At 67.2% G+C, this 17259-nt stretch carries 14 protein-coding genes; 8 read left to right on the forward strand and 6 right to left on the reverse strand.

Annotated elements, in window-relative coordinates:
- Nucleotides 1–9: 9 nt before the first annotated feature.
- The 3 genes from H0I76_RS08385 to gghA all read right to left on the reverse strand — a co-directional run bounded on the left by H0I76_RS08385 (nt 10) and on the right by gghA (nt 4063).
- Complete coding sequence (locus H0I76_RS08385) at nt 10–963, reverse strand: ABC transporter permease (RefSeq protein WP_200609240.1); 954 nt, start codon at nt 961–963, stop codon at nt 10–12.
- A 165-nt stretch (nt 964–1128) separates the two neighbouring features.
- Entirely contained in the window at nt 1129–1509 is a 381-nt protein-coding gene (pcaC, locus tag H0I76_RS08390) for a 4-carboxymuconolactone decarboxylase (RefSeq protein ID WP_200609242.1), read from the reverse strand.
- 157 nt (nt 1510–1666) lie between these two features.
- Nucleotides 1667–4063, reverse strand: a complete 2397-nt coding sequence (gene gghA, locus H0I76_RS08395) for a glucosylglycerol hydrolase (protein ID WP_200609244.1) — start codon at nt 4061–4063, stop codon at nt 1667–1669.
- A 1007-nt stretch (nt 4064–5070) separates the two neighbouring features.
- Here gghA and H0I76_RS08400 point away from each other — a divergent pair.
- The 6 genes from H0I76_RS08400 to H0I76_RS08425 all read left to right on the forward strand — a co-directional run bounded on the left by H0I76_RS08400 (nt 5071) and on the right by H0I76_RS08425 (nt 12324).
- A complete protein-coding gene (locus H0I76_RS08400; protein ID WP_200609246.1) occupies nt 5071–6210 on the forward strand; it encodes an NAD(P)H-dependent glycerol-3-phosphate dehydrogenase in 1140 nt (379 codons plus the stop codon).
- Between the two features lie 2 nt (nt 6211–6212).
- On the forward strand, nt 6213–7040 hold the full coding sequence (locus H0I76_RS08405) for an HAD family hydrolase (protein WP_200609248.1): 828 nt from the start codon (nt 6213–6215) through the stop codon (nt 7038–7040).
- Nucleotides 7030–8574: a glucosylglycerol-phosphate synthase gene (ggpS, locus tag H0I76_RS08410; protein WP_200609250.1), complete on the forward strand. Its 1545-nt coding sequence runs from the start codon at nt 7030–7032 to the stop codon at nt 8572–8574. Before H0I76_RS08405 ends, ggpS begins: the two co-directional genes overlap by 11 nt.
- Nucleotides 8575–8774: 200 nt before the next feature.
- Nucleotides 8775–9941 (forward strand): imidazolonepropionase, encoded by a 1167-nt coding sequence (hutI, locus tag H0I76_RS08415; RefSeq protein ID WP_234455222.1) that lies wholly within the window; start codon nt 8775–8777, stop codon nt 9939–9941.
- Complete coding sequence (gene hutH, locus H0I76_RS08420) at nt 9938–11470, forward strand: histidine ammonia-lyase (protein ID WP_200609253.1); 1533 nt, start codon at nt 9938–9940, stop codon at nt 11468–11470. The genes hutI and hutH overlap by 4 nt, the downstream gene beginning before the upstream one ends.
- Before the next feature lie 89 nt (nt 11471–11559).
- Nucleotides 11560–12324: a cephalosporin hydroxylase family protein gene (locus H0I76_RS08425; protein WP_200609255.1), complete on the forward strand. Its 765-nt coding sequence runs from the start codon at nt 11560–11562 to the stop codon at nt 12322–12324.
- A gap of 33 nt (nt 12325–12357) precedes the next feature.
- Here H0I76_RS08425 and H0I76_RS08430 read toward each other — a convergent pair whose 3' ends face one another.
- Both H0I76_RS08430 and H0I76_RS08435 read right to left on the reverse strand, forming a co-directional pair.
- A complete protein-coding gene (locus H0I76_RS08430) occupies nt 12358–13182 on the reverse strand; it encodes a glycosyltransferase family 2 protein (RefSeq protein WP_200609257.1) in 825 nt (274 codons plus the stop codon).
- A 12-nt stretch (nt 13183–13194) separates the two neighbouring features.
- Nucleotides 13195–14097 (reverse strand): NAD-dependent epimerase/dehydratase family protein, encoded by a 903-nt coding sequence (locus H0I76_RS08435; RefSeq protein ID WP_200609259.1) that lies wholly within the window; start codon nt 14095–14097, stop codon nt 13195–13197.
- A 186-nt stretch (nt 14098–14283) separates the two neighbouring features.
- On the opposite strand from H0I76_RS08435, the gene H0I76_RS08440 reads away from it, so the two are divergent.
- Entirely contained in the window at nt 14284–15516 is a 1233-nt protein-coding gene (locus H0I76_RS08440; protein ID WP_200609261.1) for an acetate/propionate family kinase, read from the forward strand.
- Nucleotides 15517–15590: 74 nt separating this feature from the next.
- Here the strand turns inward: H0I76_RS08440 and H0I76_RS08445 are convergent, their stop codons facing one another.
- Nucleotides 15591–16394: an ABC transporter permease gene (locus H0I76_RS08445; protein WP_234455208.1), complete on the reverse strand. Its 804-nt coding sequence runs from the start codon at nt 16392–16394 to the stop codon at nt 15591–15593.
- Nucleotides 16395–16540: 146 nt separating this feature from the next.
- Between H0I76_RS08445 and H0I76_RS08450 the strand changes: the two genes are divergently transcribed.
- A complete protein-coding gene (locus H0I76_RS08450; protein ID WP_200609263.1) occupies nt 16541–17185 on the forward strand; it encodes a GcrA family cell cycle regulator in 645 nt (214 codons plus the stop codon).
- Nucleotides 17186–17259: the final 74 nt, after the last annotated feature.

Here is a 17259-nt window from a genome sequence, read left to right on the forward strand (position 1 = left end):
GCGATCTCCTCAGCGGCGGTGGACGAGACGCGGGTTCGACAGGGTCGAGAGCACGTCTGCAATCAGGTTGAGGGTGACGAAGGCCGCCGCGAAGATCAGCGCCGAGGCCTGGACCACAGTGATGTCGCGCTTGGCAACGCTGTCGACCATCAGCTGGCCCAGCCCGGGATAGACGAACACGACCTCGACCACCACGACGCCGGTGATCAGATAGGCGAGGTTCAGCGCGATGACATTGATGATCGGTGCGAGAGCGTTGGGCAGCGCGTGGCGCAGGATGATGCGGCCGGGACTGAGCCCCTTGAGCCGGGCCATCTCGATATAGGGACTTGCCAGAAGGTTGATGATCGCCGCGCGCGTCATGCGCATCATGTGGGCGGTGACAACCAGGGTCAGCGTGATCGCCGGCAGGAAGGTGCGGTAGAGGCGTTCGCCCAGCGAGGTGTCGGGCGAGACATTGGCGATCGAGGGAAAGATCCCGGCCTGGGCGATGTAGAAGATCAGGATGTAGGCGACGAAGAACTCGGGAAACGAGATCGAGCTGAGCGTCGCCACGTTCACGGCCCGGTCGTAGATCGAGTTGCGCCAGAGCGCGGCGAGAATGCCCAGGACGAGCGAGAGGGGCACCGAGATCGCCGCCGCGTATAGCGCGAGGAACAGCGTGTTCGAGAAGCGCACCGCGATCAGGTCGGCGATCGGGCGGCGGTTCGCGAGGCTGTTGCCGAAGTCGCCCTGCAGCACCCCGCCAAGCCAGGAGAGGTATCGTTCATGCGCGGGAAGGTCGAGGCCCAGCTCGCGGCGGAACGCGGCCAGCGTCTCGGGTGTCGCCGCCTGGCCAAGAACCGACTGGGCGAGGTCGCCGGGAAGAAGTTCGACCGCACCGAAGATGATCAGCGAGATCACGAACAGCGTCAGAAGCCCGAGTGCCAGCCTCTGTGCCACCATCTTCCAAACATGCGACATGATGATCCTTCCCTGGGTCGTTTCCGGCACGACTCTCCTCACCGCGCCGTCGGTGGTGACGCCGGTTCGTTGCCAACGTTCACTCAAGCACGCGGCGATGGGCGAGCATTGTCAATGATCTTTGCAATGATCTGCCGGTCGCAACAACGTGCGTTGCCATAAGTTTCAGAGTTCGATGCCCATATCGGCATAGGTCGACCTGACGATCTTGAGCGCGTGATTGGCTGCGGGCACGCCGGCGTAGATGGCGACGTGGAGCATCGCCTCACGAACTTCGTCGGGCGTGGCCCCCGTGTTGACCGTGGCGCGGACATGCATGGCGACCTCGTCCCAATGACCCAAGCCCGCGAGCAGCGCGAGCGTGATGAGCGAGCGATCGCGCCGGCTGAGATCCGGGCGCGACCAGACCGTGCCCCATGCGCCTTCGGTGATCAGGTCCTGGAAGGGGGCGTCGAAGGCCGTTTTCGCAGCCTCGGCGCGGTCGACATGTGCATCGCCGAGCACCGCGCGGCGGGTCTTCATTCCTGCTTCGTGACGATCAGGCATGGGCGTCGCGCGGTTCGGTGGTCTTGCGCATGGTTGTCTCCCCCGTCGTTACCGACTCGGCAGCATAGCGCGTGCCGGGGGCGTTAGGGGCGAGAATGCGCGCGGGTGTCCCGGTGCGTGAATACGCCGCGAGCGTGCAGCTGATCATCGCCCCGCATCAGTTCGCCCGTGTGAAGGTGAGCCCCATGCTGTCATGGAGCGTGATCGGGCCCCCGGCGTAATCGGCCCCGATCGGCGGCGTCGCCAGCGCAAGGCGCCAACCCTCGGTCCCGGTTCCCTCGGGCAGCAGCTCGAGCGGGTCGATCTCGGGGAGAGAGCCACCCTCCATGTGTGCGACCATGAAGACGGATTCGGCCTTTTCCTCGATCTCGGGCGCATGCCTGAGGCAGCAGAAGAGGACCCGGCCCTCGATCGGCCGCACATAGTCGAAGCTGTCCCGGTCGCCGAGATTGAACCGCAGCCAGGGACGTGCGAGCCGGAACGCGCGCAGTCGCATGTTGAAGCGCGTCTGCGCCTCGCCCAGCGTCTCGTGATAGCGCGAGACGTTGCAGTGGTCGTGCATGTCGTCCATCCACGCGCGGGCGATCCGCTTGAGCCCGTCGACGGTTAAGGGCGTCGGGCCTTCGAGCGGCGGGTCCACCGCGTTGAGCAGCTTGACGATGACGGCGAGGTCGTACTGCGTGACCTCGACCAGCGCGGGCAGGAACTCGAGGAACCGCGCAAGCGAGGCGCGTGTCTCGAAGCCCATCTCCTTGAGGCGGCGGAAGGCGCTGGGGATAGAGTAGGCGTAGTCGTCGATCTGCCATTTGAGCGAGATCGCTTCCTCGGCGACGACCTTGACGCCCCAGCGATCGTCCTGATTGCGGATGAACCCCCACGAGGCGCGCGCGCCGGCATTGAGAAAATCCATCGGCACGCCCGGAAGCGCCACGTAGGTCAGCATGTTGACCGCCGGATTGTCATAGGCCTTGTCGAGAATCTCCATCTGCGTCGCACCAAGGCGCGTGTTGACGTTGAGCTTGGGGTTGATCTGGGTCCCGCGGCGCAGCGTGTCGTGATTGGCGCAGCCCGAGATCCAGTTCTCGCCGCGCGTCAGGATCTCGCGGATGCGCCAGAACTTCGACAGCCAGAAGGTGTAGAGGAAGGGCGTGTTGTGGGCGAAGGTCAGTGGCCCCCACTGGAATACGTCCGTATCGCGCTGTCCCTCGATCACGGCCCTGTAGGTCGAGGAGAGCTCCCAGTCTTCCTCCGGCCACGGCCGCCCGTCCTCGAAGATGAACCAGGGGCGGTAGCGGCGCCCCGCGACCTCCTGCACCATGTCGGCCATCTGCTGCAGGTACTCGTCGTCGTGCCGCATGACCTGCGCGTCCGCGTCCCACCACTGGAAGTCCTGCGCGCCGTCGACGCGAACCCCGTCGGCCCCGAAATCGACCTTGCGGCGCTGCATCTCGAGAAGGATCGCGCGCACCACCGGGTTCCGGTAGGCGATGTTCTGCCCGTACATGTTCGGGCCGGCGAAGAAATGCGCGTTCAGCGCCTCGAGCCCCTGGTTGTCGGAATGGCCGTAGACGACGTCGAGGATCAGCTTCTTGGGGCCGTCGGGGAAGTTGTGCAGCACTGTGGCCAGGTCGGCCAATTCATCCGGACGCCCGGTTTCCAGGAGGACGGGATTGACCGCGGCCATGCCGGCGATGACGACATCATAGCCCCAGTTGGTCGTGTCGGGGCGGCGCAGGTCGACCTCGACGCAGTCGCCGTCCTTGCGCCTCTCGACCCAGAAATCGGGCCCCGCCTCGTAGACCGTGGTCGGCTCGACCGGCATGAGCTGGACGGCATCGTAGCCAAGGAAGATCCGCTCCGCTGGCTCGGGCTGCGCGCCGCGGCGAACCCTGTCGGCAAGCGTCGCGAAGTGACGCGCAAGGCTTGCGAGCGTTCCGCCCGCCGTTGCGGTCGGGACGTGGATCTGGAGGATGTTCGAAGCGGGTCCGATCTTGGCGACCTCGTCTCCGGGCAGGGTGCGAAAATACTCGGCGTCGGTGCGCGACGCATGGATGCTGGCCACATCGTAGAACTCCGCCGGGGCGAAGGCGCCGAACGGCAGCGAGGCCGCGAGCGGGTCGAGTATGCGGTGCCAGCACCCTTCGGCATTGCGCCATGTCAGCGCGTAGAAGGTCCCGACGCGGTCGCGCCTTCCAGCCTCCATCCCAGTCACCGCGATCCAAGCATAGGCGTCGATCCGGGCCATCGGCAGCCGGGTGCGAATGAAGCGATGTTTCTGCCGGGCGACGCCGAGATCGAGGGGCTCGACCGGTTCGAGAACCTCGAGAAAGACATCCCCGTCGGGGACGCGCAGGTCGACAAGTTCTGGAACCCAGAAGCCGATCTCGGCCCGCTCGCCGGCGCAATGCGCTCCGAGCCGGCGCGCGATCTGCCGGGCCGCCTCGAACGTCGAGGGCGCCGCGATGAGCACGTCCCGACACGCGGCGACGAGGGCGGCGGTTGCTGCCTCGTCCGTCCGGACACTGGTCTGCGGTGCATCGGTGGCTTGATCCACGGCCGGGTTCTCCTCGAAGCGGGGGGCGTGGCAGTGTAGATGGCGCGGGGGTATCGCGGCGCGAGCCCTCCGTGCGATCTACGCCGCCGCGATCCTCGATGGTTCAACTGCGTCGTGCTTCGTGCGCCTCGCGCAGTCCGCGGGCAGTCCGGCGATCTCGAACCGGATCACGGCCATGCCGATCCGCGGGCGCGACACGCTCGGTCCTCCATTTTCTGCCGGCAGAAATCGCATCCCAAGCCCTTCGCCCGGGAAGGCGGTAGATCTGATGTTTGCCGAACGCATCGCTCGACCCCTGTCATTCTCACGGTAAAGGCAATCGCTCCGAACAGATGAGTCTGCATGAGCAGGGGATCATACGAAACGCATCGCGGTGTCTTCAAGTTCTGTTCTGACAATTTGTACGGGGAGGCATGTATGAATCTGATCTACAATTTTCTATTTTTATTTATACTTTGATTCATTCCGGTCTTGCGTCCCCGGCTGGAATGCTGCGATGCGGTGCCATGCTGCGCTGACCTCGGGCGCCGTATTTATTAATTTCTCCCGAACATATCGCGATACGCCAAATAAAAATGTGCTCAGTTTGGGAATTCAATGTAAACATCCGTTTGTGAAAAAATCATAACCTCAGATCAACGCATGCGTGGCTTGCACAATAATCGGGCACTTGGTCGATAACATGCCAATCTCGGATGCATTATCACGATTCAATCGCGGGGGATGGGGGCTTTCGGCCTTCAGGACTTGATCGTTGGTCCGCTTTGGTTATATTGTGCATCTGCGAAATGAGACGGCGGTCCCGGCGGCGCCACGTCTTTCAAATCCCCCGGCGCGGTCAGCGCCCGCTTCTCGCCTCTGGTGGAGGCCATCATTGGGGGAGTAAACAGTTCCCGTAGCCGAGCATGATCGGGAGTGCCATGACGAGCCGCCCGGAAAAGCACCGCCCTGATGCGGAACACCGCGCTGCCAGCCCGAGTGCCGGCAGCGGCGAGGGAGGTCTGGGCATGAACGCATTCGACACCGGTCTGGGATCCGCGAGCAGCGCTCGCAGCGGCCCATACGCGCGTGTCGGCGTGGTCGGCGCAGGCGCATGGGGAACGGCGCTCGCGGTCATCGCGGCACGCGCCGGGCGCGCGGTCACGCTGTGGGGGCGTGACGAGGCCGCAATCGCCGAGATGATCGAGACGCGCGAGAACGCGCGATACCTGCCCGGCATCACGCTGCCCGCCGAGATCAATCCGACTGCCGATCTGAAGGAACTCGCTCGTGACAGCGATGCCGTGCTCATCGTCACGCCGTCCGAGACGATCCGCGAGATCACGCGTGCGCTCGCTCCGCTCCTGCCCGACGGCGTTCCGGTCGTGCTGTGCGCGAAGGGGATCGAGGCGGGATCCGGCCTGCTCATGTCGGGGGTCGCGGCCGAGGAGTTGCCGGGACGGCCGATCGGGGCGCTCTCGGGGCCGACCTTCGCGGACGAGGCGGCTGCGGGACATCTCACGGCGGTGACCATCGCGTCCGACTTTCCGGCCGGGATGCCTGCGGCGGAAACGCCGGCCGCGCGGATGGCGCTGAGCCTCGGCACGGCGAATTTCCGGCCCTACATCTCGGACGACCTGGTCGGCGTCGAGGTGGGCGGTGCGGTCAAGAACGTCGTGGCCATCGCTTGCGGGATCGCCGCGGGCGCGGGCTTCGCCGCCAACACCCGGGCCGCGCTCATCACCCGGGGCCTCGACGAGATGAAGCGTCTGGCCGAGGCGATCGGCGGTCGCCGCGAGACGGTGACCGGCCTTGCCGGCGTCGGGGACCTGACGCTGACCTGCTCGTCGACCCATTCGCGCAACCTCAGCCTTGGCATGCAGCTGGGGCAGGGGCGGCCGCGTGCGGAATGTTTCGATGGCCGCCCGGTTGTCGTCGAGGGCGAGGCGAATGCCATCTCGGTGACCGACCTGGCGCGCATGAAGAGCGTCCACATGCCGATCGCCGAGGCGGTGCGCGCCATCCTGCACGAGGGGGCGCCCATCGGGCAGACCTTCGCGCGCCTCTGGACACGGCCCATCGAGGCCGAGCCGCGCGCGCTGCAACTTGCGCTCGACCACCCCGCGCCTGAGTCCCAGGTGCGCGACCTTGCGGGGCGGATGCCCTGATGATGACCGCACCGACAACAGCCCGCCCGGCGAGCCGTCTTGCCGGGGCCAGCTTCGTATTGGCGACCGACCTCGATGGAACCTTCCTCGGCGGGTCGCTTGCCGAGCGGCGCGCTCTCTACGACTGGATCGAGGGGCATCGCGACGAGATCGGCCTCGTCTTCGTGACGGGTCGGGATCCCCGCTTCATCGAAGGGCTCTGCGCCGGCGACGAGGGGCTTGCCGCGCCCTGGCCGGACTACGTGATCGGCGATGTCGGCACGACGATCGCCGAGGTTCTTCCGCCCAACGAAGGGTCCCGCATCCGGCCGATCCCGGCGCTCGAGACCGAGATCTCGGATGCTTGGGCGGACAAGGGACAGATCGTGCGCGCGGCACTGGACGGGCATCCGGGCCTCGAAATTCAGCAGACCGAATTCCGCTACCGGGTCAGTTATCACTTCGACCCGAAAACCTATTGCTCCACGGCCGAGCAGAAAGTCTCGCGCCTCGGCCTCGACCATCTCATCTCGGATGACCGGTATTTCGACGTCCTGCCGAGAGGGATATCGAAGGGCCCGTCGTTGCGTCGCCTGGTCGATCATCTGGGCGTCGCACCCGGCCGGGTGCTGGCCGCGGGCGACACGCTCAACGATCTTTCGATGCTCGAGTCCGGCCTCAAGGCCGTCGCCGTCGGCGGGTCCGAGCCTGCGCTGATCGAGCGGCTCGGCGACCGCCCGCAGGTCCACAAGGCGCTGCGGCATGGCGCCGGCGGGATCGCCGAGGCGGTGGCCGTCTTCGATCTGTTCACCCCTCCGCCCATTCACCCGGGAGCTTCCGATGCCCTCTGATCTTGTGATCGTCTATCACCGCCAGCCTTACGAGGAGGTCGAGATCGATGGCCGGATCGTGCGGCGCGAGAACAGCTCTCCGAACGGCATCGTGCCGACGCTCAAGAGCTTCTTCGGGCGGGTCGGGCACGGCGCCTGGGTCGCATGGAAGCTTGCCGACGATCCGGCCGACCCGGACTGGGAGCGCGTGATCGAGATCGAGGACAGCTTCGGGCAATATACCGTGTCGAGGCTGCCGCTGACCGAGGCGCAGGTGCGCAGCTTCTATCACATCACGTCGAAAGAGGCCTTCTGGCCGATCCTGCACTCGTTCAAGGAGCGCTACAATTACGATCCGGTCGACTGGCCCGTGTTCCGCGAGGTGAACTGGGCTTTCGCCGAGGCCGCGGCCGCCGAGGTCGCGCCCGGCGGCGTGGTCTGGATCCACGACTACAACCTGTGGCTCGTGCCCGGCTATGTGCGCCGCCTGCGTCCCGACGTGAAGATCGCGTTCTTCCATCACACGCCGTTTCCGTCGGCCGACATGTTCAACGTGCTGCCCTGGCGGCGCGAGATCGTCGAAAGCCTGCTGGCCTGCGACGAGGTGGGCTTCCACATCCCGCGCTACGCCGCGAACTTCGTGTCGGTGGCGCGCAGCGTGTTCGATGTTGCCGTCACCGGCGAGGAGAAGACGCGCGCGGATTTCGCGCCCGAGGGCATGGCGCTGGCCGAGCACCGCGTCCCCACGCGGATCGCACATGGCAGCCACGAGGTGCTTCTGAGCGCATTCCCGGTCGGCGTCGACGCCGCCTATATCCGCGACCTGGCCGAGCGCGAGGATACCGTGGCGCGCGCCGCCGAGATCCGCGAGGGGCTCGGCGAATGCAAGATGATGATCTCGGTCGCGCGCACCGATTACACCAAGGGGAATGTCGAGCAGCTCCTCGCGTTCGAGCGCCTGCTCGAACGACGCCCGGATCTGCGCGGCAAGGTGCGGCTGATGCATGTTTCGGTCACCGCGAACCGCAACATGACGGCCTATGAAGAGGTGCAGTCCGAGATCGAGCAGATCGCCGGCCGCATCAACGGGCGCTTCGGGAGCTTCGAGTGGCAGCCGCTGTCGCTGATCGGGACCGCGATCCCGTTTCGCGAGCTGGTCGCCTATTATCGCGCCGCCGATGTCGCCTGGATCACGCCGCTCTGCGACGGTCTCAACCTCGTGGCCGCGGAGTTCTGTGCGGCGCGCACCGACGGGGATGGCGTCCTCGTCCTGTCGGAATTCGCCGGCATCGCGGTCGAGCTGTCCGAGGCGATCATCACCAATCCCTTCTCGCATCGCTCGATGGACTCGGCGGTCGACCAGGCCCTCGCGATGGGCGAGGCCGAGCGTCGCTCGAGGATGCAGGCACTGCGCACCAAGGTCGCTCGCTACGACATCCGGGCCTGGGCGGCCGAGCAGCAGCGGCTCTTCGATGCGATCCATCTGCCCGATGCGGAGCCCCTGGCCGGAGACCGGCCCGGTACTGCGACTTCCGCCCCGAAGGACGCTGCCTGACCCCTTCGCGCACGTAGCGCAGATGATATTTCGAGTGAAAATGGCGCCCCGGACAAGCTCCGGGGCGCCATTTTCGCTGGTCGATCAAACTTTGACATAAGCATATTATGAGTATACATAACGCGAAACCCACATCGAATCGCGAGGATGCTGCGTTGGATCCTTCTGATATCGTCATCTCGAACATCACGATCGCCACGATGCAGCCCGGTCAGGGCGCCTATGGCCTGGTTCCCGATGGCGCGGTCGCCCTCAGCGACGGCCGGATCGAATGGGTGGGGCCGGCGTCGGAGCTCCCCGTTGAATACCGCGCCACGGCGCGCGAGGACGGCGGCGGCCGGCTCATGACCCCGGCGCTGATTGACTGCCACACGCATCTTGTCTTCGGTGGCGATCGCGCCCGTGAGTTCGAGATGCGGCTCGAGGGCGCGAGCTACGAGGAAGTCGCGCGCGCAGGCGGCGGCATCGTCTCGACCGTCCGGGCCACCCGTGCGGCGGACGAGCAGGAACTGACCGCTGGCGCGCTGTCGCGCCTCGATGCGCTGATCGCCGAAGGTGTCACGACTGTCGAGGTCAAGTCGGGCTATGGGCTCGACCGCGAGACCGAGCTGCGAATGCTGCGCGTCGCGCGCAAGCTGGCGGCGGCGCGCCCGGTCAGGATTCGCACGACCTTCCTCGGGGCGCATGCCGTGCCGCCCGAATATGCGGGCCATGCCGATGCGTATATCGACGAGGTCTGCATTCCGACGCTCGACGCGGCGGCGGCCGAAGGGCTGGCCGATGCCGTAGATGGCTTCTGCGAAGGCATCGCGTTCTCGCCTGCCCAGATTGCCCGCGTCTTCGATCGGGCGAAGGCGCTTGGTCTGCCACTCAAGCTCCATGCCGAACAGCTGTCGAATCTGGGTGGGACCGCGCTGGCGGCGTCCCGCGGCGCCCTGTCGGCCGACCACCTGGAGTATCTCGATGCCGACGGCGTCGGCGCGATGGCGAAATCGGGAACCGTCGCGGTTCTGTTGCCGGGGGCGTTCTACACGCTGCGCGAGACGCAGTTGCCGCCGGTCGGCTTGCTGCGCGAGGCAGGCGTTCCCATCGCGGTGGCGACGGACTGTAATCCGGGGTCGTCGCCACTCACCTCGCTGCTCCTGACGCTGAACATGGCCTGCACGCTCTTCCGGCTGACCCCTGAGGAAGCCCTTGCCGGTGCGACGCGCATCGCGGCGCAGGCGCTGGGCCTGACGGATTGCGGGGTGATCGCGGCCGGCAAGCGGGCCGACCTCGCGGTCTGGGATGTCGCGCATCCGGCCGAGCTTTCCTATCGCATCGGGTTCAACCCGCTCCATCGCCGCATTTTCGGGGATCAGGCATGACACTCACCCTCACGCCGGGCGCCGTGACGCTCGCCACGCTGGAGAAGCTTTACCGCACTGGCGCGCCCGCGGTGCTCGATCGCGGATGCCGCGCGGCGGTCGAACTGGCCGCGAGCCGCATCCGCGAGGCCGCGGAGGGCGGCGACGCCGTCTATGGCGTGAATACCGGCTTCGGCAAGCTCGCGGCGGTTCGCATCCGGCCTGCGGATACGGCGACGCTGCAGCGCAACCTGATCCTGTCCCATTGCGCGGGTGTTGGCGAGCCGATGCCCCGTGCAGTGGCGCGGCTGATGATGGCGCTCAAGCTTCTCTCGCTCGGCCGTGGCGCGTCGGGCGTGCGCTGGGAGGTGGTCGCCCTGATCGAGGAGATGCTCGCGCGCGGCGTCACTCCGGTCATCCCCACGCAGGGATCGGTCGGCGCCTCGGGCGATCTTGCCCCGCTCGCCCACATGGCGGCGGTGATGATCGGCGCGGGCGAGGCAGAGCTTGGCGGCGCCGTCATGCCTGGCGCTCAGGCCCTGGCCGAAGCCGGGCTGAGCCCGGTGACCCTGGGCCCGAAGGAAGGCCTTGCGCTCATCAACGGCACCCAGTTCTCGACCGCATATGCCCTGGTTGGTCTCTTCGAGGCCTGGCGGTGCATGGAGGGGGCGCTCGTCGCCTCGGCGTTGTCGACCGATGCGATCATGGGCTCGACCGCGCCGCTCGAGCCCGAGATCCACGACCTGCGCGGCCAGCCAGGGCAGATCGAGGCAGCCGCCTGCCTGCGCGCCCTCATGGCCGGGTCCGAGATCCGCGAAAGCCATCGCGAGGGCGACACGCGGGTGCAGGATCCCTATTGCATCCGCTGCCAGCCGCAGGTGACCGGCGCGGCCATGGACCTGCTGCGCTTCGCGGGCCGGACGCTCGAGATCGAGGCGAACGCGGCGACCGACAACCCGCTCGTCCTCACGCAGAAGGGGCTGATCGTATCGGGCGGGAACTTCCATGCGGAACCCGTCGCCTTTGCCGCCGACCAGGTGGCGCTGGCAGTCGCCGAGATCGGCTCGATCAGCCAGCGACGCGTCGCCCTCATGGTGGATCCGACGCTCAGCCATGACCTGCCGCCATTCCTGACGCCGGACCCGGGCCTGAACTCGGGCTTCATGATCGCCGAAGTCACGACGGCCGCGCTGATGTCCGAGAACAAGCAGCGGGCCAATCCGTGCTCGACCGACTCGACGCCGACAAGCGCGAACCAGGAGGACCATGTCTCGATGGCGGCCCATGGCGCGCGGCGGCTCCTGCGAATGACCGACAACCTCGCGCGGATCGTTGGCATCGAGCTGCTGTGCGCCGCGCAGGGCGTCGAGTTCAGGGCCCCCCTGACGACCAGCCCCGCCCTTGCCCGGGTGGTCGCCCGGCTGCGCGAGGATATCGCCTCGCTGGGCGAGGATCGCTTCATTTCGCCCGATCTCGAGGCGGCGGCCGATCTGGTTCGCATGCGCGCGGTGGTCGAGGCGGCCGATGGCGTCGTGTTCCCAGTCCTCTGAGGGCGGAAAGCGCGACCGTGCAGAAATCGCGCATTGAATGTCGGGCCTTCCGCCTGCATTGTGCCGGCCGCTGAACTGGGGGAAGGCGCATGCGGATCATCATCGACGAGGAAGCGGGAACGCTGACCTGCGAAGGGCCGGAGGGGCGCGAAACCCTCGGGCTCTGGTCTGACCGGGCGTTCGAGATCATCGCGCGCCAGTATGTGCGCGTTGGGTGGAACCAGAAATACACCTACAGCTTCTCGTGGATGGGACGACCCGTCATCCAGTTGCCCGATGACATGATCCGCATGCAGGAAGTCATCTTCGCGACCAAGCCCGACCTGATCGTCGAGACTGGCATCGCGCATGGCGGCAGCCTGATCTTCTACGCCTCGCTGTTCGCGGCGATGGGCAAGGGGCATGTCCTTGGCGTCGATATCGAGATCCGCCCGCATAACCGCGCCGCCATCGAGGCCCACCCCATGTTCGGCCGCATCGACATGTTCGAGGGCTCGTCCACCGCCGACGACATGGTCCGCCGCGTCCACGATTTCGCCAAGGGCTACGAGCGTGTGATGGTGATCCTCGACTCGAACCATACCTACGCGCATGTCACCGACGAGCTCGAGGCCTATGCCGACCTGGTCACGCCGGGCTGCTACCTGGTGTCGACCGACGGGGTGATGCGCGACGTTGCCGACGTGCCCCGGGCCGGCGAGAACTGGGCGAACGACAACCCGGCCAACGCGGCCGAGGACTTTGCCGCGCGCCATCCCGAATTCGTGCTCGAGCAGCCCGCGTGGCCGTTCAACGAATCGACGCTGTCGCGCAACGTGACCCACTTCCCCAGCGCCTGGCTGCGAAGGGTGTAGGCCGGGCCCGGCAGGGTGTCTCTGCCATGCGCCTCAGACGAGGCGCGAGAACCGGGCGACGCGCCGGTTGATCTGACGCAGCACCGCGAGTTCCATCCGCAGGCGCTCCCATCCCGCGAGGCCACTGCGGTCCATCTCGGCCCTGCATTCCCTGCGGTACGCACTGGCAAGCCGCCTCAGGCGGTCGCGGTCACCCGGCGACCAGTCGCTCTTGTAAGGGCGGTCCGAGAGGCGAAGCGTCAGGCGTGCCGCGTCGTCGAAAACCACGGCGCCCCGGCAGATTGCCGGGAACATCGCGAGATGGTCCCATGCCCAGAGATCGGGATCGAGTGCCGTGACCGCACGCTCGAAGGAGGGGATCACCGCTTCGCGCCGCCAAAGGCCGTAGATCCATCCCGCCTGCGACTTGCGCAGTACCGTCGCCGGATGAGGACTGCCGCGCTCGAGCGACGCCACCGGCCGGGGGCGCCGTTTCCCCGAGCCGAGCCGGAGGGTCTCGACATGGGGGGCGGCGAGCATCGCGCCGGGGGCCTCGTCGAGGCGCCGAATGAGCCTTTCGACATAGTCGTCCGAGCACAGGTCGTCATACGAGCGCCACATGAAATAGGGCGCGTTCGTTTCGCGAAGGACGAAGCGAAAGTTCTCGGTCGGGCCGATGTTCTCGGTCTGCCGGACGCTGCGCAGGCGCGGCTCGCGCGCGCAGACCTTCTCGATGATCCGCGGCGTGTCGTCCTCCGAGGCGTTGTCGGAGATCAGGGCCTCCCAGTCGCCGAAGGTCTGCGCGCGAAGGCCCTCGAGGGATTCCTCGAGCATCGCGGCGGCGTTGTAGACGGGAATACCGATACTGACCCTGGCCATGCGTGCGACGACCTATCCTGTTCCGGAGCGCTGGTGAAGCGACGTGCCGAAGGCGCGCGCGTAAGCCGAGAGCCGTGAGCGCAGCAATCCCGCCGTCTCGATCCCGGTCGAGGCGAGACGGCGCGTGTCGGCAACGAGCCGGAGGGGTTCGTTCGGCGCAAGGGCGCGTCCGCCGAACCGCGCCGAGACGGGACGATCGAGCGCCGCGGCGATTACGTCTGCGATCTCGTCAAGCCGTGACGGATCACCGCTGGCGACGTTCATCGGTCCCTCAACGTCTCCAAGCGCCAGGCGGGCAATTGCCGTCCCGAGCACATCGGCATCGAGGAAATCGCGCGTCAGTTCCGCGGGTCCCGTGTCGATTGGCGTGCCGCTCTGAAATGCATTGATGAGCGCCGGAATGAGGCGCGAACGCGGCTCGCCTTGGCCAAATGTGAAGAAGATCCGTGCCCACAAATGGCTCAATCCCTCGGCGGACGCCAGGTTTCCGAGCGCGCCCCCAGTGCGGGCCTTGGCCGAGCCGTAGATCGTTGCCGGGGCCAGCGGCGCATCCTCGCCGAAGCGCTCGGCGCCCGTTGTCCAATCATATTCGGCAACCGACCCCAATCCGACGATCCGCCGGCCGCCGGCCGCGGCGAACCGGGCGAAGAGGTCTTGTGACGCCTCCTCCCATTCGAGGTTCAGGGGCGAATTCCAGAACGCGCCATGCGCGGTGACCCAGGCGGCGTGGACGAGGACCTCTGCCCGCGCCTCGCTGATCGCCCGTGCGCGAACCTCGGGGACGAGAAGGTCGCCGCCTTGCGTGGCCGTGCGTGCATCGACCACCTCGGCCCCGAGCGACCGGAGCTCGTCCGCGATCCGGCGGCCTATGAAACCGCCAGCGCCGGTGAGCAGAACCCTGTTTGGACCGGTCATCTGTCGTTCCCGCCGCGTGCTCATCCTCGATCGCGCCGCACTATAGTGGGCTTTGCCGGGTTCGTCGTGCGACGTGGAGGCCCACCCCGCATCTTGCATTTGCCTTGGGGTGGGAGCGGCCTCTAACCTCGTTCGGGATCGGGCCCGGCATCGCCATGGGCCCCGGGTGGTGGGATGTCGAGGCGCATGTCGGAAAAATCGACCGGACCTTGCGTCGACCGGCCTGCGCGGTCGAGCATCCTGACCCTCAATGCGGGCTCGTCCAGCATCAAGTTCGCGATCTTCGACGCGCGGGCCGGCGATGACCCCTATCTGAGCGGCCTGGCTGACCGGATCGGGTCGGACGCCGCCACGGTGACGGCCAAGGACGCCGATGGGCAGCCGATCGCGCTACCCGAGATGCCACAGGCGGCGGGGGAAACGCACGAGACGACGATTGCCTGGCTGCTTCCCGTCCTCATGGAGCATGCGAGCGGCACCATCGTCGCGTCCGGCCACCGGGTCGTTCATGGCGGGACGGATTTTGTCGTGCCCGCGGTGCTAGACGAGGACGCGCTGACGGTGCTCGAGCGCCTCGTCCCGCTCGCCCGGACCCACCAGCCGCATGCGCTGGCGGCCCTGCGCGCGGTCGGGCGCGTCTGGCCGGGTGTGCCCAGGATCGGCTGTTTCGACACCGCGTTCCACAGCACGCTGTCGCCCGTTGCACGAGCCTTCGCCCTGCCACAGTGGGTGTCCGACGCGGGCGTGCGCCGCTACGGCTTTCATGGCCTTTCCTATGAATGGATCGCCTCGCGGCTGCCCAAGCACCTCGGGCCCGTGGCGGATGGCCGCGTGATCGCCGCGCATCTCGGCAACGGTGCCAGCCTTTGCGGGATGATTGCGCGCCGCAGCCAGGCGACGACAATGGGGTTCACCCCGCTCGACGGGCTGATGATGGGCGAGCGGCCCGGGGTTCTCGACCCGGGCGCCGTTCTCTTCATGCTCGACGAGATGGGGCTCGATCTTGCCGAGGTTCGGCGCATCCTGTTTCGCGAGAGCGGGCTGCGCGGCGTGTCGGGTCTTTCCAACGACATGCGCGCCTTGCTTGCAAGCGACCGGCCCGAAGCGCGGTTCGCGGTCGATCTCTATGTCCATCGTGCGGTCAGCCAGATCGGGGCGATTGCGGCGGAACTCGGCGGCTGCGACGCGCTCGTCTTCACCGCGGGGGTCGGCGAGCACGCCGCGCCCGTGCGCGCCCGCATCGTCGAGGGCTGCGGCTGGCTTGGCGCGCGGCTCGATCACTCGGCGAACGACGCGGCGGCTGGCGGCGGCGCGCGGGTCATCTCGGCGGCGGACAGCCGCGTGCCGGTCTGGGTCGTCCCGACCAACGAGGAAGCCGTGATCGCAAACGCGACACGCGCGCTCGCGGGCGCAGCGTAATCCGGCGCGCGCTGCGGCACTGCATGTCGCGTTTATAAGATCAGCAAACGCTCCGGATACGGGTTTCGGGGATTTCAGCCCTTCAGCCGATAGCCGCTCGAGAGCCAGCGCCAGGCGAGCCACCACAGCGCCGCGTTGAGCGCCGTGGTGATGCCGAAGCCAAGCCAGGGGTCGGCATCCGAATGGCCCAGAACGCCGTGCCGGAAGCCGTCGATCAGGTAGAAGAACGGGTTGAGATGGCTGAGTGTCAGGAAAGGCTCCGGCAGAACCGTGACCGAATAGAACGTGCCGGACAGGAACGACAGCGGCGTGATGACGAAATTGGTGATCGCCGCCATCTGGTCGAACTTTTCCGAATGGATGCCGGCAAGCAGGCCGAGCAGGGCAAGCATGAGCGACCCCTGCGCCGCGAAGACCAGCGCCCATGCCGGCGCGACCAGCCCCACGCCAACGGCCGGGAAGATCAGGATGCCGATGGCAAGCGCGCAGGCCAGCCCACGGGTGGCCCCCCCAAGCGCATAGCCGGTGAGCATCTCGCCCGCCGAAAGCGGGGGCATCAGCGTGTCGATGATGTTGCCCTGCACCTTCGAGATCAGCACCGATGACGAGGTATTGGCGAAGGCGTTCTGGATTACCGCCATCATCAGCACGCCGGGGGCGAGAAACATCTCGAATGGCACGTCCTCGACCGGTCCGCGCCGCCCCGCGAAGGCCAGGGTGAAGACCACCATGAACAGGATCGAGGTCGCGATCGGGGCGAGGATGGTCTGCGTGTAGACTGACGCGAAGCGCCGCACCTCGCGCAGGTAGAGCGTCCACAGGCCAAGCCAGTTGACGGCGCCAAAACGCCGCACGCCCATGCTCTGCTCGCCACGCATCACCGACTCTCCTTGCCCGCTGCTGTTTCGGCGACTTGTAACCCGCCCGCCAGTGCCTACAATAGGGAGCAGTCCGAGCGAGCGGGCGTGCCGGTTGCCGAGGGGCGCGCCCGGCGCCCGGTCTTTCCGTTACGAGGGAGTTCTTCATGTCCTGGACCGACGAGCGGGTCGAGAAGCTCAAGGAGCTTTGGGCCGAAGGCATGAGCGCGAGCCAGATCGCCAAGCAGCTGGGCGGCGTGACCCGCAATGCGGTCATCGGCAAGGTGCACCGGCTTGGCCTTTCGAACCGCACTCCGGGTGGCGGGCAGGGGGGCACCGATGATGCGCCCGCACGTCCGTCGCCGGCCCCAAAGCCGGTGGCCGATCCCGCGCCCAGCCGTGCCGAGGCGGAAGCCGCAAAGGCGGAGGCGCCTGCATCCGCCGCGTCGGCGACCCAGTCTGCCTCGGGCAAGCCGGCGACCGATGTGCCGGCCGAGCCGGCCTCCGCCGATCAGTCGCGACGCGACGCGGTGATCCGCGACGCGACGCTGCCGCGCCCGCCCGGGCCGCCCACGCCCGAGGAGGAGGAGGCACGCGAGACGCTGGCCGAGATCGAGAAGATGGCGCGCAAGCTCGATCTGCTCGACCTGACCGAGCGCACCTGCAAATGGCCGATCGGCGATCCCACGGAGGACGACTTCCACTTCTGCGGGCTGCCGTCGGTCAGCGGCAAGCCCTATTGCGAGCACCACGTGCTGGTGGCGTTCCAGCCGATGTCCACGCGCCGGGACCGCGGGCGCGCCGCGCGCTGACGCGGACCACCGCCAAGCCGACATGATCAAAGCCCCGGCGCTGCGCCGGGGCTTTGATCTTCGCGGTAATGGGC

The sequence above is a fragment of the Thermohalobaculum xanthum genome, assembly GCF_016623495.1.
GTDB classification, from domain to species: Bacteria; Pseudomonadota; Alphaproteobacteria; order Rhodobacterales; family Rhodobacteraceae; genus Thermohalobaculum; species Thermohalobaculum xanthum.